A 20,852-nucleotide genomic window follows, 5' to 3' on the forward strand; every position below is an offset into this window, starting at 1 on the left:
TCATGTCGCCCGAGCTCCGTGAGGTCTACGCGGCGCTGCTCGAGCGCGCCCCCGAGAACCGGATCGAACCGGACCTCTCGCGGATCATGCGGGTGATGGAGCTGATGGGCGACCCCCAGCACGCCTACCGCTCGATCCGCATCGCCGGCACCAACGGCAAGACCACCACGGCACGGATCCTGGAGCGGATCCTGCGGGAGGCCGGGCTGCGCACCGGGCGCACCACCAGCCCGCACCTGCACTCACCCGTCGAACGGATCGCGATCGACGGAGCCCCGATCGACGAGGAGGGCTTCCTCCAGGCCTACCGGGACGTCGAGCCGTTCGCGGCGATAGTCGACGCCGAATCGGAGGCCGCCGGGGGAGTGCCGCTGACCTACTTCGAGTACCTCACCGCCATGAGCTTCCAGGCCTTCGCCTCCGCTCCGGTGGACGTCGCCGTGGTCGAGACCGGCCTCGGCGGCACCTGGGACGCGACCGGTGTGGTCCGTCCCGACGTCACCGTCATCACCTCGATCTCCCTGGACCACCAGGAGTACCTGGGGGAGACCATCGCCGAGATCGCAGGAGAGAAGGCCGGCATCCTCACCGCCGAGGCCACCGGGGTCATCGCCTCCCAGCCCTACGAGGACGCCGCCGACGTGCTGCGCGACCGGATTGCCGAGCTCGGGGCCGACGCGGCGATCGAGGACCAGCAGATCGGCGTGCTCGCCCGGACCCCCGGCGTCGGCGGCCAGATGCTGAGCCTGCAGGGCATCGCGGGGCGCTACGAGGAGGTCTTCCTCTCCCTCCTCGGCGAGCACCAGGCGCGCAACGCCCTGCTCGCGGTGTCCGCGGCGGAGGCGCTGCTGGGCGACGGCGGCACCGTCCTGGACAAGGACATGCTCACCGACGCCCTGTCCTCGATCACCTCGCCCGGGCGCGCCGAGGTCGTGCGGCAGTCGCCGACGATCCTGCTGGACGCCGCCCACAACCCCGCCGGCGCTCTCACCCTGGTCGAGACCATCCGTGAGAACTTCCGCTTCACCCGCACCGTCGGCGTCGTCGGGATCCTGGCCGAGAAGGACGCCGAAGAGATCCTCGGCGTCCTCGAATCCGTGCTGGACAGCGTGGTCATCACCCAGTCGTCCTCGCCGCGCGCCATCGCCACCGACGAGCTCGCCGACCTCGCCCGCGACGTGTTCGGCGACGACGACCGCGTCGTCGAACAAGGCAGCCTGCCCGATGCGATCCAGGCGGCCGTGGACCTCTCCGAGACCGACGGAGACCAGTTCGGCGGCGTGATCGTCGCAGGCTCCGTCACGCTGGTCGCCGAGGTGCGCGACCTGCTCGGCGTCCCGCAGGAGGACTGACCATGCCGCTGGACCTCGCCCCGTCGCGCAGAGCCCACGGCGCCCAGCGCGCCCTGTCCGCCACCATCCTCGTCATCGAGGCGTTCGTGGTCTTCTTCGCAGTGCTCGTCGCCCACCAGCTGGTCCCCGACCAGAGGACCGTGACCTGGGTCTGGGGACTGGTCACCGCGCTCGCCCTGGTGCTGTGCTCCGGACTGCTCCGGCGCGCCGGGTGGCCCTACCTGCTGGGCATGGTGCTGCAGCTCCCCGTGATCCTGCTGGGCCTGCAGGTCACCGCGATGTGGGTGGTCGGTCTCGGATTCGCCGGGCTGTACGTCTTCGGTGTGTTCAAGGGCCACCAGCTGGACCGGGAGAAGGACGCCGTGGACGCCCGGGTGCGCGCCGCCCGCGGTCCGGGAGACGAGCCGGACGGCGAGGGCTCCGCGGGCTGAGGCGCCGATGCGGGGACCTCTCGCCGTCGTGGGTACCCTGGTGCCATGACCGCACAGCGCACCCTCGTCCTGCTCAAGCCCGACGCCGTCCAGCGCGGCCTGCGCGGGGAGATCATCCGCCGCATCGAGGCCAAGGGGTACGAGATCTCCGCCCTCGCCCAGCGCACCGCCACCTCCGAGGAGCTGGCCGCCCACTACGCCGAGCACGAGGGCAAGCCCTTCTACCCGGGTCTCGTGGAATACATGGGATCGGCCCCGCTGGTCGCGCTCGTCGCCGAGGGCGACAGCGTCATCGCCGGCTTCCGCTCCCTGGCCGGTGCCACCAACCCCACCGAGGCGGCGCCCGGCACCATCCGCGGCGACCTCGCCCGGGAGTACGACCTGCCGGTCATCCAGAACCTCGTGCACGGCTCGGACTCCGAGGAGTCCGCCGCCCGCGAGATCGGCATCTGGTTCCCCGAGCTCGGCTGAGCACCCGACCCATCGGTCCGTGCGGCACGCGCCGCGCCGGGAGATCCAGCGGGCTCCCCACGGCGCGATGCACAATATGGGCATGCAGCCGGCCCTCGTCACCATCGTCTTCCTGGGGATCGCCGTCCTGGTGGCGCTCGGGATCCTGTTCGCGGTCGCCGCGCCCCATCTGCGCGCCCGCCGGGACGACGACGAGGGCCCGACGCCGCGCGATCGCCGTCACGTCTCGCGGACCTCGCGCGAGAAGAACTGACGCGCGGGCCCATGGCCGCGGCCACGTGGCCCAGCGGTGACGTGGCCCCATGAGTGTCGGCCCCCATGAGTGTCGGGCCGTCGCCTGCTCGCCGGAACATCGACGCCCGCCGACCGCCCGGCCCTCGTGAGACGCACCGCTTCTCCACAGGACCGTTTCTCCACAGTGCTGCCCCGGGGCGGGGTCACGCCACCACGTCCGCCTAGACTGACCGCTGTCCTCGCCGCATCGTCGGCTTCCCCGACCTCGGAGGTGACCCGTGGACCCCAATGACATCCTCGCTCTGATCGCCGGCGGCGGTGGCAGCGTCCTCGTGCTCGGTGCCGGCGCGTGGGCGTACCTCCGCAGCCGGGGCAAGAAGTCCGCGGACCGCCCGGAGGACGAGCGGCGCCCCGGCACCGGCGAGCCGGCCGACGGCGAGAGCCGCTCGGCGACAGCCGTCAAGGAACGGCCCGCCCCGCCCAGCTGGGCGGACACCCTCTCGCCCCCGGCGCCCAGCGCCGGCGAGAAGACCCCGGCGGAGCCGACCGCAGAACCCGGCCCCGCGGACAGCGCGCCGCCCGAGGCCCCCACGACGCCGCCGAGCGAGCGCGCGCCCGAGCAGGTGCGACCCGCGCGGCCGGAGACCGACGAGGCCGACCGAGCCGGCGGGCCGCCCGCTGCGGAGCACGCCCCCACCGTCGACGCCACGGCCCCGACGGAAACCGGCGCGCCCCCGCAGCAGCCGCCGGCCGAGGACACGACCGTCGCACCGGCGCCGGAACCGGAGGCCGAGCCCGAGGCCGAGCCGGAGGCCACGGCCGCCCCGCGCGTGCTGGAGACCCCCGAGGCACCGGCGGACCGGATGGTGCGCCTGCGCGACCGCCTCGCCCGCTCCGGGGCGCTCGGTCGCGGCATCCTCACCCTGCTGACCCGCGGCACGGGCGTCGACGAGGAGACCTGGGACGAGATCGAGGAGACCCTCCTGCTCGCCGATCTCGGGCCCGACGCGACCGACGAGCTGCTGGAGAACCTGCGCCGGCGCATCAAGGTCCTGGGCACCGACGACCCCGCCGCCGTGCGCGAGGCCCTCCGCGAGGAGCTGGTCACCCTCATCGACCCGGCCCTGGACCGGCGCGTCGCAGCCAGTCGCCGCACCGCCCCCGACGGCACCGAGGTCCCCTCGGTGATCCTCATGGTCGGGGTCAACGGCACCGGCAAGACCACCACCGTCGGCAAGCTCGCCCGAGTCCTGGTCGCCGCCGAGCGCTCCGTCGTCCTGGGAGCGGCCGACACCTTCCGAGCCGCCGCCGCCGACCAGCTGACGACCTGGGGCTCCCGCGTCGGCGTCGAGACGATCCGCGCCGACCGCGACGGCGCCGACCCGGCCGCGGTCGCCTTCGACGCCGTCAAGGAAGGCATCGAGGAGACCGCCGACGTGGTCATCATCGACACCGCGGGCCGCCTGCAGAACAAGAAGGGCCTGATGGACGAGCTCGGCAAGGTGCGCCGCGTGGCCCAGAAGGGCCTGCACGGCGACGAGGTCGCCGAGGTGCTCCTGGTCATCGACGCCACCACCGGTCAGAACGGGATGCAGCAGGCCCGCGTGTTCGCCGAGGCCGTCGACATCACCGGCATCGTGCTGACCAAGCTCGACGGCACCGCCAAGGGCGGCATCGTCGTCAACGTCCAGCGTGAGCTCGGCGTCCCGGTGAAGATGGTGGGCCTGGGCGAGGGCATGGACGACCTGACCCCGTTCGACCCCTACGGCTTCGTCGACGCGCTGCTGGGGGAGTAGCGCCGGGAGCGTGGCGGTCGGACTCCGGGCCGTCCCGCCGTCGTCCCGCGGAGCGACCTGTTGGGTCACGGATTGATCACGCCAGCTTCTGAGTGTGGGTTATCCGGCGCGGGCACCCCACTATGTGAGGCGCGACCAGCCTGGTCGAGCGGCCCCGTCTCCCCACGGAGCGCGGGCCGTCCCCTCCACCCTGGAGCCGACATGGACTTCACCCTCGACACGGGGGCGACTGCCTGGATTCTCGCCAGTGCATCCCTCGTCCTGCTGATGACCCCGGGCCTCTCCCTCTTCTACGGCGGCATGGTGCGAGCCCGCACCGTCCTGAACATGATGCTGATGTCCTTCAGCGCCATCGCCGTCGTCGCGATCGCCTGGACGCTGGCCGGATACTCGATCGCCTTCGGCACCGACGTCGGCACTCTGTTCGGCAATCCCGTCGAGTACTTCGGACTCAGCGGCACCGATGATCAGTCGATCCTCGGTGAGGCCGGCGTGCCGTTCCTCGTCGCGGCCGGCTTCCAGATGACCTTCGCGATCATCGCCACCGCCCTGATCTCCGGTGCCATCGCCGACCGCGTCAAGCTCGGCACCTGGATGGTCTTCGCCTTCGTCTGGTCGCTGATCGTCTATGCGCCGCTGGCCCACATGGTCTGGGGCGGTGGCCTGCTCAGCGGTGACGGGCCCTTCGCGGCGATCGCCGAACCGGTCGACTTCGCCGGTGGCACCGTCGTCCACATCAATGCCGGCATCGCCGGTCTGGTGCTCGCCCTGATCGTCGGCGCCCGCAAGGGCTTCGGCAAGGAGCCGATGCGGCCGCACAACCTGCCGCTGGTCATGCTTGGCGCCGCACTGCTGTGGTTCGGCTGGTTCGGCTTCAACGCCGGCTCCGCCGGAACGGCCGACGAGACCGCTGGCCTGGCCTGGGTCAACACGACCGTCGCCACCGCCGGCGCGATGCTCGGCTGGGCACTGGTCGAGAAGATCCGCGACAAGCACGTCACCAGCCTGGGTGCAGCCTCCGGCGTGGTGGCCGGCCTGGTCGCCATCACCCCGGCCGCTGCCGCCCTGAACCCGGTCACCTCGATCGTCATGGGTCTGGTCGCCGGTGCGCTGTGCGCCCTCGCCGTCGGCCTGAAGTACCGCTTCGGCATCGACGACTCGCTCGACGTGGTCGGCGTCCACCTCGTCGGCGGTCTGGTCGGCACCGTGCTGATCGGTGTGCTCGCCGACGAGGGCGGGCTGATCTTCGGCGGCGGCGTCAGTCTGCTGCTGGTCCAGATCGTGGTGGCCGTGGTCGCCATGCTCATCTCGGGCGTGCTCACCGCCGTGATCGGCCTGGCCCTGAAGTACACGATGGGCTGGAGGATCAGCGAGGCCGACGAGCTCGCCGGCATCGACGTCACCCACCACGCCGAGTCCGGCTACGATCTCGCCGGAGCCCTCTCCGGTCGTCGTGACCGGGGGCCGGCCCCGACCGCCGCGCCCTCCTCCGGTGGGGGAGCGTCCCGGGAGCCCCGGAACCCCGCACCGGGTACCGTCGGCTCGACGACCGCGAAAGAGACCGACGGTGCCGACGACGATCCCCGGCCCATCACCACAGGAGAGCCCCGATGAAGCTCATCACCGCGATCATCCAGCCGCACGCCCTGCAGGCGGTCACCGACTCCCTGCGCGAGTACGGGGTCAGCGGCCTGACCATCACCGAGGTCGCCGGATACGGCCGCCAGGGTGGTCACACCGAGGTCTACCGCGGTGCTGAGTACACCATCGACACCATCCCGAAGATCAAGGTCGAGGTGCTCGCCGAGACCGTGGACGAGGCCGCCATCATCGACCTCATCGTCGCCGCCTCCCGCAGCGGGCGCATCGGCGACGGCAAGGTCTGGACCACCGACGTCGGCTCCGTCGTGCGAGTGCGCACCGGGGAACGGGACGCGGATGCCGTCTGAGGCGTTGTCCGTACGCCGGATCACGCAGGTTCTCGACGACGGCTTCGCGGATCCCTCCGCCGGCCCCACCCGCAGACTCGAGCAGGCCGCCCTCGTCGACGGCTGGCTGAGCGAGCTGTGGACGGGGGCCGGCGGTCCCGCGTCCGGCGCAGCCCTGGCAGCGATCGGCTCCCTGGGGCGGCGGGACCTCGGACCCGGCAGCGATCTGGACCTGGTGCTGCTGATCGACCCGGAGCGTCTGGACGCCTCCGAGTCGGAGCGGCTCGCGAGCGCCCTGTGGTACCCGATCTGGGATTCCGGGACGGCACTGGATCACGCTGTCCGCAGCCCGAGCGAGTGCGAACAGGTCTCCCGCGATGACCTGCGAGCAGCGATCTCCCTGCTCGATCTGCGCCACGTCGCCGGGGATGCGGAGATGGTCGAGGAGACCGCCCGTCGCGTGCGCACCCAGTGGCGCCGCGAGGCACGCCGGCGGGTCTCCGACCTGGTCGATCTCGCCTTCGACCGCTCGCATCGCTACGGCGCACTGGCCCACTCCACCGAACCGAACCTCAAGTCCGACCGCGGCGGGCTGCGCGACGTCACGGTGATCCGGGCCATCGCCGAGAGCTGGCTGGCCGACCACGACCACGCCGTGGTCGACGCCGCCGCGCGCACCCTCGGGGACGCCCGCGATGCGCTGCAGGCGGTCACGGGGTCCTCGGGCACGCGGCTGGGCCGCGCCGACCAGGACGCGGTCGCCGCGCTGACCGGGCACGCCACGGCCGACGACCACCACACCGTGCTCGCCGAGGCCGCCCGCGCAGTCACCTGGGAGCTGCACCGCACCGTCCGCGCCGCGGAGGCCGCCATCGCCCCGGGCGGTGCCGCCACCCGCGGCGCCGGCACCGACCGTCGGCCCGCCCTGACCCGTCTGCCCCACGGCGTGCTGGTCCAGGCCGGGGAGGTCTCGGTGGACCCCTCGGTGCGCGATCTGCTGCGCGACCTCGCCGCCGTTCGCCACGCCGCCACCACCGGGCTGCCACTGGCCGATGCCACCCTCGCGCGCATGGCCGAGGGCGGGACCGACCCGCTGCTGCCCGTCCAGCGCGACGTGCTCGTGGACGCGTTCGCGGGCGAGCACTTCGCCGACGTCTACGAGGCGCTCGACGTCATGGGCGTCTTCGCCCGGTGGGTCCCGGGCTGGAGCGAGATCCGCAACCGCCCGCAGCGCTCCGCCGTCCACCGCTTCACCGTCGACCGCCACCAGGTCGAGACCGTCCTGGAGGCGCAGCGATTCCTGCCGCGCGTCGGTCGTCCCGACCTGCTGCTGGTCACGGCGCTGCTGCACGACCTCGGCAAGCGGCCCGGCGCGCGTGACCACGCCGCCGAGGGCGCGCCGCTGGCCGAGGCCGCCGCCCGCCATCTCGGCTTCGACAAGACCGACTCCGCACTGATCGGCACGCTGGTGCGCGAGCACCTCACCCTGATCGGGCTCGCCACGGGCCGGGACCTGGCCGATCCCGCGACCCTGCGCGACCTGCTGTCCGCCGTCGGCCACGACCTGGACACGCTCGAGATCCTGCGCGCCCTGACCGAGGCCGACGCGATCGCCGCCGGGCCGGCCGCCTGGTCCACCTGGCGCGCCGACCTCGTCGACCACCTCACCGACCTCGCCCGCGACGCCCTCACCGGCACCGCCCCCGCGCCGCGCCTGGTGCTGACGCCGCAGCGGTCCGTGCAGGATGCGGTGCTCACCGCGGTCAAGCGCACCGACAGCGCCCAGGTGATCTACCCGGCACCGACCGAGAACGAGCCGATCTCGCAGATCTGCGTCGGCGCCCCCGACGCCTCCGGAGTGTTCGCCGCGATGGCCCGGGTGCTGGTGCGCCTGCGGCTGGATGTGCACAGCGCCGTGGTCGTCACCATGGACGGCGTCGCGGTGAACACCTGGTGGGTCGCGGTCGCCCCGTCGGACCTCCCGCACCCCTCCGTGCTGCGCACCGCCCTGGACCACGAGCTCGCCCACCGCGACCGGCCCGATGCCCGCGTCCTCGAACTGCCCCCGGCGCCGCCACCGCGGACCACCGAGGACACGCCCGTGGTCACGCTGCTGCCCGGCGCCTCCCGCGAGGCCACCGTGGTCCAGGTCAACGCCCGCAACCGCCCGAGCCTGCTGGCGGACGTGGCCGAGGTGATCACCGTGCACCGGCTGCAGGTGCGCAGCGCCCACGTGATGACGCTCGGCCAGCGGGCCGTGGACGTGCTGTACCTGACCGATGAGCACGGCCGCGCCCTGGACCCGCCGACCGTCGGCCGGATCGTCTCGGCACTGATGGACGCCGCCGCGACCTGAGCCGGTCCGGGCCGAGGCGATCGGCGGCGTGTCAGGTCTCTCCTCATGCGCCGCTGGGGAGGTGCAGACGAGGCCACTACACTGGTGCGGTCCATACGACCAAGGGGAAGCGCTTCGTGTTCAACAACCTCTCCGATCGCATCACAGCGTCGCTGAAGGGTCTGCGCGGCCACGGCCGCCTCACCGAAGCGGACGTCGACAAGACGATCCGCGAGATCCGGCGAGCCCTGCTCGACGCCGACGTGGCCGTCTCCGTCGTGCGCTCGTTCACCGCCCGCGTCCGCGAGCGCGCCCTCGGTGAAGAGGTCTCCAAGGCGCTCAACCCCGCGCAGCAGGTCGTCAAGATCGTCAACGACGAGCTCGTCGAGGTGCTCGGCGGTGCCACCGGTGAGCTGGGCTGGGCGAAGAACCCCCCGACGGTGATCATGCTCGCCGGCCTCCAGGGCGCCGGCAAGACGACTCTGGCCGGCAAGCTCGCGAAGTGGATGAAGAGCGAGGGGCACACCCCGATGCTCGTCGCCGCCGACCTCCAGCGCCCCAACGCCGTGAACCAGCTGCAGATCGTCGGCGAACGAGCGGGCGTGCCCGTCTTCGCGCCCGAGCCCGGCAACGGCGTGGGCGACCCGGTGCTGGTCGCCATGAACGGCGTCTCCACCGCGCAGTTCCAGCAGCACGACGTGGTCATCGTCGACACCGCGGGCCGTCTCGGCATCGACGAGGAGATGATGGAGCAGGCGCGGAACATCCGCGACGCCGTCAATCCCCACGAGACCCTGTTCGTCGTCGACGCCATGATCGGTCAGGATGCCGCCCGTGTCGCCGAGGCCTTCCGCGACGGCGTCGGCTTCACCGGTGTGGTCCTCTCCAAGCTCGACGGCGACGCCCGCGGCGGTGCCGCCCTGTCGGTCACCGGCGTGACCGAGCGCCCGATCCTGTTCGCCTCCACCGGTGAGAGCCTCGACGACTTCGAGCGCTTCCACCCGGACCGGATGGCGAACCGCATCCTGGACATGGGTGACGTGCTCACCCTGATTGAGCAGGCCGAGAAGGCCTTCGACCAGAAGGAAGCGGAGAAGGCCGCGCAGAAGCTGGCCTCCGGCGAGGACTTCACCCTCGACGACTTCCTCGCCCAGATGCAGCAGCTCAAGAGCATGGGCAACATCAAGAAGATGCTCGGGATGCTGCCGAACATGGGCCAGTACCGCGAGGCGCTCGAGAACTTCGACGAGAGCGAGATCGGCCGGGTCGAGGCGATCATCCGCTCGATGACGCCGGAGGAGCGCAACAACCCCAAGATCCTCAACGGCTCGCGCCGCAACCGCATCGCGCGAGGTTCCGGCACCACCGTCCAGCAGATCAATCAGCTGCTCGAGCGGTTCAAGCAGGCCCAGCAGATGATGAAGACGATGGGTCGCGGCATGGCCGGCGGCGGCGGTGGCATGCCCGGCGGTGGCGGGATGCCGGGGATGCCCGGCGGGCCCGGCATGGGCATGGGCAAGAAGTCACGCGGCAAGCAGGCCCCGCAGAAGCAGGTCAAGAAGTCGAAGTCGAAGAACCCTGCGAAGGCGGCCCGTGAGCAGGCCGAGGCGGCCAAGAAGGCCAGCCAGGGAGCGCAGGGCGACTCGGCCTTCGGCGCCGGCACTGCAGCCGGTACCCAGGGCGCCCCCGACGCGACTGACTTCGACCCCAGTCAGCTGCCCCCGGAGATGCAGAAGCTGCTCGGCGGCAAGTGACGCGACGCCGTGGGGCATAGTCCCTGCGCCGACGGCCACGCGCCTCGCAGGCCTGGTTGGGTTCTGATTTGTTCCGCGTGCCGGAACAAATCAGAACCCATCGTGGTAGGGCGTCGTGTAGCACTGTCGGCCGGCACGGGGCATGGCGCAGGGTACGGGTCGCGACGCGGCCGGGCACCAGGGAGGGGTACGCCGCTCTCGGCACGTGCACGTCATGTCTCCGGCGAGGACCTTTCCTCCCCAGAGCGTCGTCCTGCACACCGGACCGGTGGCACCGGAACGCCACCTGACGCGACCAATATGGTCCCGCCCATGGTGTTGAGAGAGGCTCGGGACATGAAGCCGGGCACGATGTACTCCCGTCGTGTGCTCCGCGAGCAGGGCATGCATCCCAGGGTGCTCGCGTCCGAAGCGATCACGTCCCCGCTCCCGGGCCTGTGCTGTCGGGCGGACGCTCCGGCACCCTTGAGGGACGTGGCCTTCGCCCTGCAGACCGTCGTCGTGCCCGGCTCCGTGATCAGCGATGAGACCGCAGCCGAACTGCTGGGGCTGCCATTGCCTCGGCGGCTGACCCGCAGGGAGGGCGCAGCGCTGCACTGTCGCATGGGTCGCGGCGGGGCTCGGAGGACCCAGGCATCGCTCGTCGTTCACCAGAGACGGCCCCCTCCGACCATCCAGTTCGGCGGACTGACGATCTCGGCGCCCGTCACCGTACTCCAGGAGATCGCCCCGAAGCTGTCCCGGATGGAACTTGTGGCGTGCGTCGACGCCCTGGCTGCGGACCGTCACGGCGCGAGCATCCGCGTGCCCCTGCAGCAGATCCGAGCTGACGCGAGAAGTCCCTGCGGACGGGGCGCGCGCGCCGTGCGCCGAGCTGCGAACGAAGCGCGGGAGCGGGTGTGGTCGCCGATGGAGACGAGGATGAGACTGCTGATCTGCGCTCGCGGCTACCCCGAGCCTGCGCCCAACGTCTCGGTGCGTGACGGTGCGACCGGCTCCCTCTTCTACATAGACCTGGCATATGACCAGTGGCGGATCGCGATCGAATATGACAGCGAGCACCACCGCGAGGACAGGCGGACGTGGCAGCGCGATCTGCATAAGAACGAGGTGCTTCACGATCTGGGATGGAAGGTGCTCAGGATCTCCGTCGCGGACTTCCAGCGGCCTGCCGATTTCTTCGCGCGCCTCGACGCGGCCATCCGGGCACGGATGCCGGCCTCCGGCCAGGCTCGTGATGCGTCCCGGGGCTGACCGTGAGCACCCCGGTTCGGTTCCGATATGTTCCAAGCAGTGGAACACATCGGAACCGAACGCGTCGGTCCGGGGCGCTGGGCCGTGGGGGCTGGGACGGGGCCGCGGAGCGACGAGGCGTCGATATCCTCGAGACATGAGCACTGGAGCGACAGTCACGGCACCCGAGCACAGCGACGAGGCCGTCCTGCACCTGAGCGGGCCGGTGCTGCTGGGGCCGGAGCAGGAGATCTCCGAGGCCTGGGTGACGGGTGGGCGCATCCATCACGAGCGACCCGAGCTGCCGGCCGGGGCGGAGGCCGTCGAGGTCGACGGCTTCGTGGTTCCCGGCCTCGCGGACCTGCACTGCCACATCGGCATCGGGAACGACGGGGCAGGCACCAGCCTCGAGACGGCGCGCGATCAGGCCCTCACCGACCGCGACACCGGAGTCCTCCTGATCCGCGACGCCGGCTCCATCATCGACAACTCCCCGCTGCAGCGGCACGGTGACCTGCCGCGGCTGATCCGCTGCGGGCGCCACCTCGCCCGCACGAGGCGATACCTCCGCGGCTACGCCCATGAGCTGGAGCCCGAGCAGCTCCCCGGCGCGGTGGCTCAGGAGGCGGCGCGCAGCGACGGCTGGGTGAAGCTGGTGGGCGACTGGATCGACCGCGACGTCGGCGACCTGACCCCCTGCTGGGACGCCGAGGACTTCGCGGCCGCCGCCCGAGCCGCCCACGACGCCGGAGCCCGGATCACCACCCACACCTTCGACGAGGAGACGCTGCCGCTGGCCCTGGACGCCGGCTTCGACTGCCTCGAGCACGCCACCGGTCTGACCGACGAGACCATCGCGCAAGCTGCCGCGGCCGAGGTCCCGGTGGTCACCACCCTCGTCAACGTCGACGAGTTCGAGACATACGCCGCGCAGGGCGAGAAGAAGTTCCCCGCCTACGCCGCTCATATGCGCCGGCTGCGCGAGGCCCGCTTCCAGCGCACCCGGGACGCCCACGACGCGGGGGTCCAGCTGCTGGTGGGGACCGACGCCGGGGGAGTGCTCGGCCACGGCATCATCCATGACGAGCTCGATGAACTCTCCCGGGCGGGCCTGACCGGGACAGAGATCCTGGAGGCCTCCGCCTGGGCACCTCGTCGGTTCCTCGGCGTCCCCGGCCTCGAGGACGCTGCTCCCGCCGATCTGCTGGTCCTGCCGCGAGATCCGCGGAGCGACCACACCGCCCTGCGCGAGCGCAGTGCGATCGTGCTGGGCGGCAGGGTGCTCCCGCGCGGCCGCTGAGCGCTCCGACTCGCGGCGATCGCCGAGCGCTGGCACGTTGTCGCTGCCGCGCGAGCACGGAGCAGCCGCGGGGGCGAACCTCCCGGAACAGAGGCACCGGTGCCCGTAGCATCGGACCATGGATCCACAGCAGCATCCTGGCGACGACGCCACGCCCGCGCCGGACGCACCGGACGCGCCCGGCACAGCCGGCGCAGCGGCGGGGGCTGCGACCGAGCCGGAGGCCCCACCGCGCTGGCGACTGATCGGCCCCGGCATCGTGGTGGCTGCGACCGGCATCGGTGCGGGCGATCTCGTCGCAACGCTCGTCGCCGGGTCCCGGTTCGGCTACGCCCTGCTGTGGGCCGCGGTCGCCGGGGTGATCATCAAGATCTTCCTGGTCGAGGGCGCCGGGAGGTGGACCCTGGCCTCGGGTCACTCCATCTTCGAGGGCTGGCGGAGGCTCGGCTGGTGGACCTCGCTCTACTTCGGCCCGTACATCATGGTGTGGGGCTTCGTGTACGGCGCGACGGCGATGTCGGCCTCCGCGCTGCCCCTGGTGGCACTGGTCCCGAAACTGCCCGTGATCGGGGACATCGGGGGCGTCGCCGAGGTGCCGCTGATGGTCTACGCCGTCGGCTGCGGACTGATCGGTGCCGCGCTGGTCTGGCTCGGCCACTACCACCGGCTCGAGAAGATCATCGCGGTCCTCGTCGGAGTCATGTTCGTGACCGTCGTCGGCGCCGCGATCGTCACCCTTCCGAACATCGGCGAGATCCTCCTCGGACTCGTTCCGCGAGTCCCGGACGGCGGGCTCCTCTACGCCCTGAGCATCGCCGGCGGCGTCGGCGGCACGATCACCTTGGCGGCCTACGGATACTGGCTGGCGGCGAAGGGATGGTCCACCCCGCGCTGGATGCGCGTGATGCGCATCGACAACGCCATGGCCTACGTGATCTCGGGGATCTTCGTGGTCGCCATGCTCGTCGTGGGGGCTGAACTCCTCTACTCCGGCGGCATCGCCATCGAGGAGGGCGATCAGGGCCTGGTCGATCTGGCCGAGGTCCTGGCCTCCCGGTACGGGGAGCCGATGAGCTGGGTCTTCCTGATCGGATTCTGGGCCTCGTCGTTCTCGTCGATGCTGGGGGTGTGGAACGGCGTCTCGATCATGTTCGCGGACTTCTTCGGACATGTGCGCAGGCGTCCCGAAGGCCATCGGGACCGGGGCATCGGCGGTCGCTACTACCGCTTCTACATCCTGTGGCTGACGTTCCCGCCGATGCTGCTGCTCCTGCTCGGCAAGCCGGTGCAGGTGATCGTGGCCTACGGGGTGCTGGGCTCGCTGTTCATGCCGTTCCTGGCCCTGACACTGCTGTTCCTGCTGAACTCGCGGCACATGCCGCAGGCGTGGCGCAACGGATGGGTGCTCAACGTGGTGCTCGGGATCATCGCGCTGGTCTTCGTCGTCCTCGGCGCCAACCAGCTGCTCGAGGCGATCGGAACGCTGGGCGGGTGAGGCCTCGGCGCCCCACACCTGGTCGGCGCGTCATGCCGTCGGCACCGCACGGCCGGTACGGTCATCACGCCGCCACCAGGGCGGCAGCATCCGAGGGGCCCGCCGTGTGCCCCGGTGCACACGGGCGCGGCTGGTCAGTCGGGCCGCATCCCTGGCATACTCTCCTGTGTATGTGCCCTGGCCGGCCCTCTATCCGCCGGTGCACGACACCCCGAGGACCGTCAGCGCCCGCATCACCCCACAGGCTGCGGCGGGACTCACCCGAACATCCCTGAAGGAGAGTCCACCCACGTGGCTGTCAAGATCCGTCTGAAGCGCATGGGCAAGATCCGTGCACCGTTCTACCGCATCGTCGTGGCCGATTCGCGCAAGAAGCGCGACGGCGCCGTGATCGAGGAGATCGGCAAGTACCACCCGACCGAGGAGCCCTCGCTGATCGAGGTGCAGTCCGAGCGCGCGCAGTACTGGCTCGGCGTCGGCGCGCAGCCGACCGAACAGGTCGCCGCGCTGCTCAAGGTCACCGGCGACTGGCAGAAGTTCACGGGCGAGGGCGACCCCGCCGGCTCCCTGAAGACCGCGGAGTCCAAGAAGTCCGCCGACGAACTGATCGCCGACGCCGACAAGTCCGCCGCCGAGTCCCGCCAGAGCGCGAAGAAGTCGGAGAGCACCGAGGGCGAGAGCGCCCAGGAGGGTGTCGAGCCCGGCTCCGAGGAGGCCCCCGCCGAGGGCGAGTCCGTCGAGGACGCCGAAGCCGCATCGACCGACGAGGCGTGAGATGAGCACCCGCGCCGAAGCTCTCGACCACCTCGTCCGCGGCATCGTCGATGATCCCGACGCCGTCCGCGTGAGCGAGAAGTCCACGCGCCGCGGCCCGCTGCTCGAGGTCCGGGTCGGCCCTGCCGATCTCGGCCGCGTCATCGGCCGCTCCGGCCGCACCGCCCGTGCCCTGCGCACGGTCACCGCGGCCCTGTCGGAGGACGACGTGCGCGTCGACATCGTCGACGTCGACCGGCGCTGAGGTGCCTCGCACTGCTTTCAGGAGCGGCCCTGCCGGCTCCCCGGCCATGCCCGACATGGTCGCTGGGACTCGGCAGGGCCGCTCCTGGCATGCGCACGACCGGGCCGGCCGGAGAGCCGACGGCGCGGGCCGGCGCAGCGCCGGCGCGGTGATCGCCGCCCTGGGCGCTGCACTCCTGCTGGCGGCGTGCTCCTCGGGCACGGCAGACCCGGAGGACACGGCCGGGCCCGGCACCGCAGACCCGGGCACGGCGACGAGCGCACAGCCCACGACCCCGGATCCGGCCCTCACTGCGTCGTGCCGGGAGTTCTGGGGCGACCCCGACTACACCGACCCCCTCTCCCGAACGGTCCTCGACCGCGCCGGGACCGCGCCCGAGGCCGGCCCGTCGGACCCCTTCTTCTATGCCATGACCGGTGACGACGTCGAGGCCGCTTTCGAGAGCGCCCCCGAGGACGCCCGCGCCGCGGCCACGACACTCGCCGAGTGGTTCCGCACCGAGCCCGAGAAGGGTGCCGACCTCGATCGGGACGGCTTCCGGACCGCCTGGGGCGAGGTGGCAGCCCGGTGCGCGAGCGTCTCCGAGGCGGCGAGCTGGGCCGCCGAGCCCGGAGAGGACGGCACCAAGCCCGCCACGCTGGTGTGCGCCGACGTGTTCGACACCCCCGGCACCCTGACCCATTTCGCCAATGCCAACGTGCTGACCTCGAACATGTTCAAGCTGGTCGGCCTCAGCCCCCGGACGGTGCCCGCAGATCGCATGGACGACGTGCAGGCCACCGCGGACCTGCTCGCCGCCGAGATCGAGGCCGTGGACGACGACGGGGTCCGGGCGGCACTCGAGCAGGTGCGCGCACCGTTCCAGGACGCCCTGGACGGCGACACCTCCTCCGAGGGGCTGCGCGAGCCCCTGGCGGAACTGGGCACCAGCTGCGACACGGCCGGATACTCCTCACCGGAGCCCACGGAGGGCGACGACGGAACCGGCGACGAAGGAGACGAAGGACTGGTATGAGCACATTCGAGGTCATCGTCGCGACCATCGGCCGGGCGCACGGCCTGCGGGGCGAGGTCGCCCTGAACCTGCGCACGGATCAGCCCGAGGAGCGCCTGGCCCCGGGCACGGTCTTCGAGGTCGCCGGCGGTCAGGGGCAGCGGACCCTCACCGTGCGCGGCACCAGGCTCCAGCAGGACCGCTGGTACGCGACCTTCGAGGAGGTCACCGACCGCACCGGCGCCGAATCGCTGCGCGGCGCCGAGCTGGCCCTGTCCGTGGACGCCGAGGAGGAGGCCGAGGAGGACCCCGACGCCTGGTACCCCTCGCAGCTGAAGGGTCTCGACGTGCGCCACGTCGACGGCCGGGAGCTCGGCACCGTCACCGGCGTCGATCACTACCCGGCGCAGGACCTGCTGCTGGTCCGCACCCCGAGCGGCAAACGCGTGCAGCTGCCGCTGGTGGAGCAGCTCGTGCCCGAGGTCGATCTCGAGGGCGGCACCGTCGTGGCCGACCCGCCCGGAGGCCTGTTCGACGAGCTGCCGGAGGAGGACCCTGACGACGGGCCCGACACCTCCGCTCCGGCGCCGGCCGACGAACGCTGAGCGCTGCGATGCGCCTCGACGTGGTCACGATCTTCCCCGAGTACCTCGCCCCGCTCGATCTGTCCCTGATCGGCAAGGCGCGGCGGGACGGGATCCTCGATCTGCACGTGCACGACCTGCGCACGTGGACCCATGACCGCCACCGCACGGTCGACGACACCCCGCTCGGCGGGGGAGCGGGCATGGTCATGAAGCCGGAGCCCTGGGCGGAGGCCTTCGCCGCCGTGCTCTCCGCCGGCCAGGAGTCGCTGGGGGCCGACGCCCACCCCCTGATCATCTTCCCCAACCCGGCCGGCGCACCCTTCGCGCAGGCCACCGCCCAGGACTGGTCGCAACGGGAGTGGCTCGTCCTGGCCTGCGGGCGGTACGAGGGCATCGACGAGCGCGTCTACGAGCACCTGGCCGACCAGGGGCACGAGGTCGCCCTCGTCTCGCTCGGCGACTACGTCCTCAACGGCGGCGAGGTCGCCGTCCTGGCCATCACCGAGGCCGTCGTCCGGCTGATCCCGGGAGTGGTCGGCAACGCGGCCAGCCTGGTCGAGGAGTCCCACTCCGACGGGCTGCTGGAGTACCCGCTGTACACCCGTCCGGCGTCCTGGACGGACCCCGCCGGTACCGTGCGCGAGGCACCGCCGATCCTGCTCTCCGGTGACCACGGGCGCATCGCCGCCTGGCGCCGGGAGCAGTCCCGCCGCCGCACCCGCGAACGCCGGCCCGACCTGCTTCCGGCCGACGACGAGGGCCCGGCCCCTCTCGGGTGACGGATCCGACACCGCTCGCCGACGCTGACCAGCGCTCTCACCACGGGTCGGGGCTTGCCGGGGCCCCCGTGCGCTGACAGAATGAGCCCTTGTGCACGCCGCGCGCCCCTCTGCCTCAGGGGAGGGACGCACCGAGCGGCCGGGCAGATCCGTGGCGATGGGAGTCGCTGCCAGAGGCCCAGCACACCGGCACGAGGAGCCTGCTCCTCGCCGGATCGACGGTTCAGGACGGGCGCCGACGAGCGCCCCGCGAACGATGCCGTCCGACCTGAGGCGGAGGGCTGGAGACACACTATGCAGAAGCTCGATGAGCTCGACAAGGCGTCCCTGCGCGAGGACGTCCCCGATTTCCGCGCCGGCGACAACGTCAAGGTGCACGTGAAGGTCGTCGAGGGCAACCGCTCTCGTATCCAGGTCTTCCAGGGCTACGTCATCGCCCGCCAGGGCCACGGCGTCGGCGAGACCTTCCGCGTCCGCAAGGTCTCCTTCGGTGTCGGCGTGGAGCGTGTGTTCCCGATCCACGCCCCGACCGTCGACAAGATCGAGGTCGTCACCCGCGGCGACGTGCGCCGCGCGAAGCTGTACTACCTGCGCGGCCTGACGGGCAAGAAGGCCCGCATCAAGGAGAAGCGCCAGCACTCCTGATCCGGATATGACTCCGGATGGCAGCAGCGGACGGCGGCGGCCCCACCTGGTGGTGGCCGCCGCCGTCTGTGTCGTGCTGCTCCTGCTGACCGCGGCCGCGGTGCGCCAGTTCGTCGTCCAGCCCTTCCGTGTCCCGTCGGCCTCGATGGAGCCCACCCTGGCCCGAGGCGATGTGATCCTCGCCGACCGCACGCAGCGCGGCGAGGCCGAGCGCGGGCAGGTCGTCGTCTTCGACGGCACCGGCTACTTCGCCCCCTCACAGGCGGACGGGGGCCGGTACTGGGTCAAGCGCGTGATCGCCGTCGGCGGCGACAGAGTGGCCTGCTGCAACCCCGCGGGGGCCCTCACGGTCGACGGCGTGCCCCTCGAGGAGCCCTACCTGCCCGAGGGCACCGCGCCCAGCGAGATCGACTTCGATCTCCGGGTCCCCGCCGGGCGCATGTTCGTCCTCGGCGACAACCGCTCCGACTCCACCGATTCCCGGCACCTGCTGGGCGCACCGGGCGGCGGGATGATCCCCGCAGAGCGCGTCGTCGGTGACGTCGACCGCATCGTGTGGCCTCTCACCCGCAGCGGCTCCCTCTGATCCGCAGGATCTGCGGATAGGATCACCGCGATGAACCCGCCCGATGAGACCCGCCGCGCTGTGTCCGACTCCCAGGACGCCGCATCCGGCGAGGACGCCGCGTCCGCCGACGGCGCCGCCCCGGCATCGGCCGCCTCGGCCGATGCCCGCCCGTCGCGCCGCCGGCGGATGCCGCTGTGGCTGGACACGGTCCTGACCATGGCGGTCGCCCTGCTGATCGCGGTGCTGGTCAAGACGTTCCTGATCCAGCCGTTCTACATCCCCTCGGCCTCGATGAACCCCACGCTGCTGCAGGACGACAAGATCCTGGTCTCCAAGCTCACCCCCGGCGTGTTCGACCTCCACCGCGGTGACGTCGTCGTCTTCGAGGACCCCGACAACTGGATCCCGGGCGATGTCACCGACGACCCGACGCCGCGGGTCCGGATGATGATGGTGCTCAGCCTCGTCGGGCTCGCCCCCGATCCGTCCCAGGATCATCTGGTCAAGCGACTGATCGGCCTGCCCGGCGACCATGTCGAGTGCGAGGAGGAGGGCGGCGCCGTCAGTGTCAACGGCACGGAGCTGGACGAGCCGTACATCAACCCCGACACGCCCGCCTGCAAGGCGGCGTTCGACGTCACGGTGCCCGACGGCAAGATCTGGGTGATGGGGGACAACCGCTACGCCTCGGCCGACTCCGCCTATCACGAGGTCCAGGGCGAGGACGGCTTCGTCCCGGAGGACAACGTCACCGGGAAGGCCGAGGTCATCTTCTGGCCCGCCGGCCGCTGGAGCGGACTGGGCGACGCCGGGGACACCTTCGACGAGGTTCCCGACCAGCCGTGAGCACACCGGCTCCCACCCTGGACGCCGAGCTCGCCCTGGCCTCCCGCTGCGGGCCCGGGCGACGCATCGTCGTCGGCATCGACGAGGTCGGCCGCGGCGCACTCGCCGGACCGGTCGCCATGGGCGCCTGCGCGATCGAGGTGATCGACGGGCGCGCCGCGGCCCTGCCCGAGGAGGTCCGCGACTCCAAGCTGCTCACCGCCCGCCGCCGGGAAGCCCTCGTGGCGCCCATCCGCGAGAGCATCCTCGCCGGGAGCGTCGGTTGGGCCAGCGCCGCGGAGATCGACGAGATCGGCATCATCCGCGCTCTGACCCGTGCCGCGGTGCGTGCCATCGACGCGCTGGCGATCGACATCGACGCGATCGTGCTGGACGGCAACGTCGACGTGCTCTCTGCCGAGCTCGCACGAGCAGCCGACGGTGCGCGGCCGACCCCCGTGGTCGAGCTGCGGGTCGCCGCGGACCGGGACTGCGCCAGCGTCGCGGCCGCCAGCATCCTCGCCAAGGTCGCGCGCGATGCCGAGATGGTGGCCCTGGACGCTCTCGCCCCCGACTACTGTTGGGCCTCGAACAAGGGCTACGGCTCGGCGGCCCATCGCCGGGCGATCGAGACCCTCGGCGTCCATGAGCATCACCGTCGCAGCTGGCGCCTGGGGACGACTCCCCTCGACGCGCCGGAACCCTCGCGCGCTGGCGTACTGTGGGACGACCAGTGGCACCCGCAGCATGAGGAGGAGCGTCGGTGAGCGCCCAGGAACTCGAGAACTACGAGTCCGACCTCGAACTCCAGCTGTTCCGCGAATATCGCGACGTGGTCAGCCTGTTCACCTACGTGGTCGAGACCGAGCGCCGGTTCTACCTCGCCAACCAGGTCGACCTGCAGGTCCGCTCCGGTGGCGGCGAGGTCTTCTACGAGCTGCGCCTGGCCGACGTCTGGGTCTGGGACATCTACCGCTCCAACCGCTTCGTCCGCTCCGTGCGGGTGGTGACGTTCAAGGACGTCAACATCGAGGAGCTCAACAAGCCGGACATCTCCCTGCCGTAGCGGCGACGCCGCCGGTGCCGCGGCCGCGCCGGCCGCGGCAC

General features: G+C 71.7%; 22 protein-coding genes. All 22 read left to right on the top strand.

What is annotated here, in order from left to right:
- The first annotated feature begins 2 nt into the window (after window positions 1-2).
- The 22 genes from AC5020_RS09435 (at window position 3) to AC5020_RS09540 (ending at window position 20,811) form a co-directional block, all read left to right on the top strand.
- The gene (locus AC5020_RS09435; protein WP_464988095.1) at window positions 3-1,352 is read left to right on the top strand and encodes a bifunctional folylpolyglutamate synthase/dihydrofolate synthase; all 1,350 of its coding nucleotides are present in this window, start codon (window positions 3-5) and stop codon (window positions 1,350-1,352) included.
- 2 nt (window positions 1,353-1,354) lie between these two features.
- Window positions 1,355-1,783 carry a DUF4233 domain-containing protein gene (locus tag AC5020_RS09440; RefSeq protein WP_377020334.1) on the top strand — a complete coding sequence of 143 codons (429 nt, stop codon included), beginning with the start codon at window positions 1,355-1,357 and terminating at the stop codon, window positions 1,781-1,783.
- A gap of 45 nt (window positions 1,784-1,828) precedes the next feature.
- Window positions 1,829-2,254 (top strand): nucleoside-diphosphate kinase, encoded by a 426-nt coding sequence (ndk, locus tag AC5020_RS09445; protein ID WP_377020335.1) that lies wholly within the window; start codon window positions 1,829-1,831, stop codon window positions 2,252-2,254.
- A gap of 82 nt (window positions 2,255-2,336) precedes the next feature.
- A complete protein-coding gene (locus AC5020_RS09450; RefSeq protein WP_377020336.1) occupies window positions 2,337-2,507 on the top strand; it encodes a hypothetical protein in 171 nt (56 codons plus the stop codon).
- A 259-nt stretch (window positions 2,508-2,766) separates the two neighbouring features.
- On the top strand, window positions 2,767-4,284 hold the full coding sequence (ftsY, locus tag AC5020_RS09455) for a signal recognition particle-docking protein FtsY (RefSeq protein WP_464988096.1): 1,518 nt from the start codon (window positions 2,767-2,769) through the stop codon (window positions 4,282-4,284).
- A 201-nt stretch (window positions 4,285-4,485) separates the two neighbouring features.
- Window positions 4,486-5,898: an ammonium transporter gene (locus AC5020_RS09460; RefSeq protein WP_377794470.1), complete on the top strand. Its 1,413-nt coding sequence runs from the start codon at window positions 4,486-4,488 to the stop codon at window positions 5,896-5,898.
- The gene (locus AC5020_RS09465; RefSeq protein ID WP_377020339.1) at window positions 5,895-6,233 is read left to right on the top strand and encodes a P-II family nitrogen regulator; all 339 of its coding nucleotides are present in this window, start codon (window positions 5,895-5,897) and stop codon (window positions 6,231-6,233) included. The genes AC5020_RS09460 and AC5020_RS09465 overlap by 4 nt, the downstream gene beginning before the upstream one ends.
- Before the next feature lie 4 nt (window positions 6,234-6,237).
- Window positions 6,238-8,568, top strand: coding sequence for a [protein-PII] uridylyltransferase family protein (locus AC5020_RS09470; protein WP_464988097.1), 2,331 nt, complete (start codon window positions 6,238-6,240; stop codon window positions 8,566-8,568).
- Window positions 8,569-8,684: 116 nt separating this feature from the next.
- Entirely contained in the window at window positions 8,685-10,301 is a 1,617-nt protein-coding gene (gene ffh / locus AC5020_RS09475; RefSeq protein ID WP_464988098.1) for a signal recognition particle protein, read from the top strand.
- Between the two features lie 921 nt (window positions 10,302-11,222).
- Window positions 11,223-11,555 carry a PDDEXK-like endonuclease domain-containing protein gene (locus AC5020_RS09480; protein WP_464988099.1) on the top strand — a complete coding sequence of 111 codons (333 nt, stop codon included), beginning with the start codon at window positions 11,223-11,225 and terminating at the stop codon, window positions 11,553-11,555.
- A 136-nt stretch (window positions 11,556-11,691) separates the two neighbouring features.
- Window positions 11,692-12,834 carry an amidohydrolase family protein gene (locus AC5020_RS09485; RefSeq protein ID WP_464988100.1) on the top strand — a complete coding sequence of 381 codons (1,143 nt, stop codon included), beginning with the start codon at window positions 11,692-11,694 and terminating at the stop codon, window positions 12,832-12,834.
- A gap of 118 nt (window positions 12,835-12,952) precedes the next feature.
- The gene (locus AC5020_RS09490; RefSeq protein WP_464988101.1) at window positions 12,953-14,329 is read left to right on the top strand and encodes an Nramp family divalent metal transporter; all 1,377 of its coding nucleotides are present in this window, start codon (window positions 12,953-12,955) and stop codon (window positions 14,327-14,329) included.
- Between the two features lie 291 nt (window positions 14,330-14,620).
- Complete coding sequence (gene rpsP / locus AC5020_RS09495; protein WP_377020345.1) at window positions 14,621-15,103, top strand: 30S ribosomal protein S16; 483 nt, start codon at window positions 14,621-14,623, stop codon at window positions 15,101-15,103.
- 1 nt (window position 15,104) lies between these two features.
- The gene (locus tag AC5020_RS09500) at window positions 15,105-15,347 is read left to right on the top strand and encodes an RNA-binding protein (protein ID WP_377020346.1); all 243 of its coding nucleotides are present in this window, start codon (window positions 15,105-15,107) and stop codon (window positions 15,345-15,347) included.
- Between the two features lie 55 nt (window positions 15,348-15,402).
- Window positions 15,403-16,362: a hypothetical protein gene (locus AC5020_RS09505; RefSeq protein WP_464988102.1), complete on the top strand. Its 960-nt coding sequence runs from the start codon at window positions 15,403-15,405 to the stop codon at window positions 16,360-16,362.
- Window positions 16,359-16,946 carry a ribosome maturation factor RimM gene (gene rimM / locus AC5020_RS09510; RefSeq protein WP_377794458.1) on the top strand — a complete coding sequence of 196 codons (588 nt, stop codon included), beginning with the start codon at window positions 16,359-16,361 and terminating at the stop codon, window positions 16,944-16,946. Before AC5020_RS09505 ends, rimM begins: the two co-directional genes overlap by 4 nt.
- An 8-nt stretch (window positions 16,947-16,954) precedes the next feature.
- Window positions 16,955-17,707: a tRNA (guanosine(37)-N1)-methyltransferase TrmD gene (gene trmD, locus AC5020_RS09515; RefSeq protein WP_464988103.1), complete on the top strand. Its 753-nt coding sequence runs from the start codon at window positions 16,955-16,957 to the stop codon at window positions 17,705-17,707.
- Window positions 17,708-18,001: 294 nt separating this feature from the next.
- Entirely contained in the window at window positions 18,002-18,352 is a 351-nt protein-coding gene (gene rplS, locus AC5020_RS09520) for a 50S ribosomal protein L19 (protein WP_377020350.1), read from the top strand.
- Between the two features lie 7 nt (window positions 18,353-18,359).
- Window positions 18,360-18,938, top strand: coding sequence for a signal peptidase I (gene lepB, locus AC5020_RS09525; protein WP_464988104.1), 579 nt, complete (start codon window positions 18,360-18,362; stop codon window positions 18,936-18,938).
- Between the two features lie 30 nt (window positions 18,939-18,968).
- Window positions 18,969-19,766, top strand: a complete 798-nt coding sequence (lepB, locus tag AC5020_RS09530; RefSeq protein ID WP_464988105.1) for a signal peptidase I — start codon at window positions 18,969-18,971, stop codon at window positions 19,764-19,766.
- Window positions 19,763-20,512, top strand: coding sequence for a ribonuclease HII (gene rnhB, locus AC5020_RS09535; protein WP_464988106.1), 750 nt, complete (start codon window positions 19,763-19,765; stop codon window positions 20,510-20,512). The genes lepB (AC5020_RS09530) and rnhB overlap by 4 nt, the downstream gene beginning before the upstream one ends.
- Complete coding sequence (locus AC5020_RS09540; RefSeq protein ID WP_377020354.1) at window positions 20,509-20,811, top strand: DUF2469 domain-containing protein; 303 nt, start codon at window positions 20,509-20,511, stop codon at window positions 20,809-20,811. The genes rnhB and AC5020_RS09540 overlap by 4 nt, the downstream gene beginning before the upstream one ends.
- Window positions 20,812-20,852 lie beyond the last annotated feature (41 nt).

The sequence above is a fragment of the Brachybacterium sp. SYSU DS0246 genome (assembly GCF_059391765.1).

Excerpts from the sequence above, each read along its gene's own strand:
- rimM (WP_377794458.1), top strand. The coding sequence starts at position 16,359 with ATGAGCACATTCGAGGTCATCGTCGCGACCATCGGCCGGGCGCACGGC.
- AC5020_RS09485 (WP_464988100.1), top strand. The coding sequence starts at position 11,692 with ATGAGCACTGGAGCGACAGTCACGGCACCCGAGCACAGCGACGAGGCC.
- AC5020_RS09480 (WP_464988099.1), top strand. The coding sequence starts at position 11,223 with ATGAGACTGCTGATCTGCGCTCGCGGCTACCCCGAGCCTGCGCCCAAC.
- AC5020_RS09440 (WP_377020334.1), top strand. The coding sequence starts at position 1,355 with ATGCCGCTGGACCTCGCCCCGTCGCGCAGAGCCCACGGCGCCCAGCGC.
- AC5020_RS09490 (WP_464988101.1), top strand. The coding sequence starts at position 12,953 with ATGGATCCACAGCAGCATCCTGGCGACGACGCCACGCCCGCGCCGGAC.
- AC5020_RS09465 (WP_377020339.1), top strand. The coding sequence starts at position 5,895 with ATGAAGCTCATCACCGCGATCATCCAGCCGCACGCCCTGCAGGCGGTC.
- AC5020_RS09460 (WP_377794470.1), top strand. The coding sequence starts at position 4,486 with ATGGACTTCACCCTCGACACGGGGGCGACTGCCTGGATTCTCGCCAGT.
- AC5020_RS09505 (WP_464988102.1), top strand. The coding sequence starts at position 15,403 with ATGGTCGCTGGGACTCGGCAGGGCCGCTCCTGGCATGCGCACGACCGG.
- lepB (WP_464988104.1), top strand. The coding sequence starts at position 18,360 with ATGACTCCGGATGGCAGCAGCGGACGGCGGCGGCCCCACCTGGTGGTG.
- ndk (WP_377020335.1), top strand. The coding sequence starts at position 1,829 with ATGACCGCACAGCGCACCCTCGTCCTGCTCAAGCCCGACGCCGTCCAG.
- trmD (WP_464988103.1), top strand. The coding sequence starts at position 16,955 with ATGCGCCTCGACGTGGTCACGATCTTCCCCGAGTACCTCGCCCCGCTC.
- rplS (WP_377020350.1), top strand. The coding sequence starts at position 18,002 with ATGCAGAAGCTCGATGAGCTCGACAAGGCGTCCCTGCGCGAGGACGTC.
- AC5020_RS09435 (WP_464988095.1), top strand. The coding sequence starts at position 3 with ATGTCGCCCGAGCTCCGTGAGGTCTACGCGGCGCTGCTCGAGCGCGCC.
- AC5020_RS09450 (WP_377020336.1), top strand. The coding sequence starts at position 2,337 with ATGCAGCCGGCCCTCGTCACCATCGTCTTCCTGGGGATCGCCGTCCTG.
- AC5020_RS09500 (WP_377020346.1), top strand. The coding sequence starts at position 15,105 with ATGAGCACCCGCGCCGAAGCTCTCGACCACCTCGTCCGCGGCATCGTC.
- lepB (WP_464988105.1), top strand. The coding sequence starts at position 18,969 with ATGAACCCGCCCGATGAGACCCGCCGCGCTGTGTCCGACTCCCAGGAC.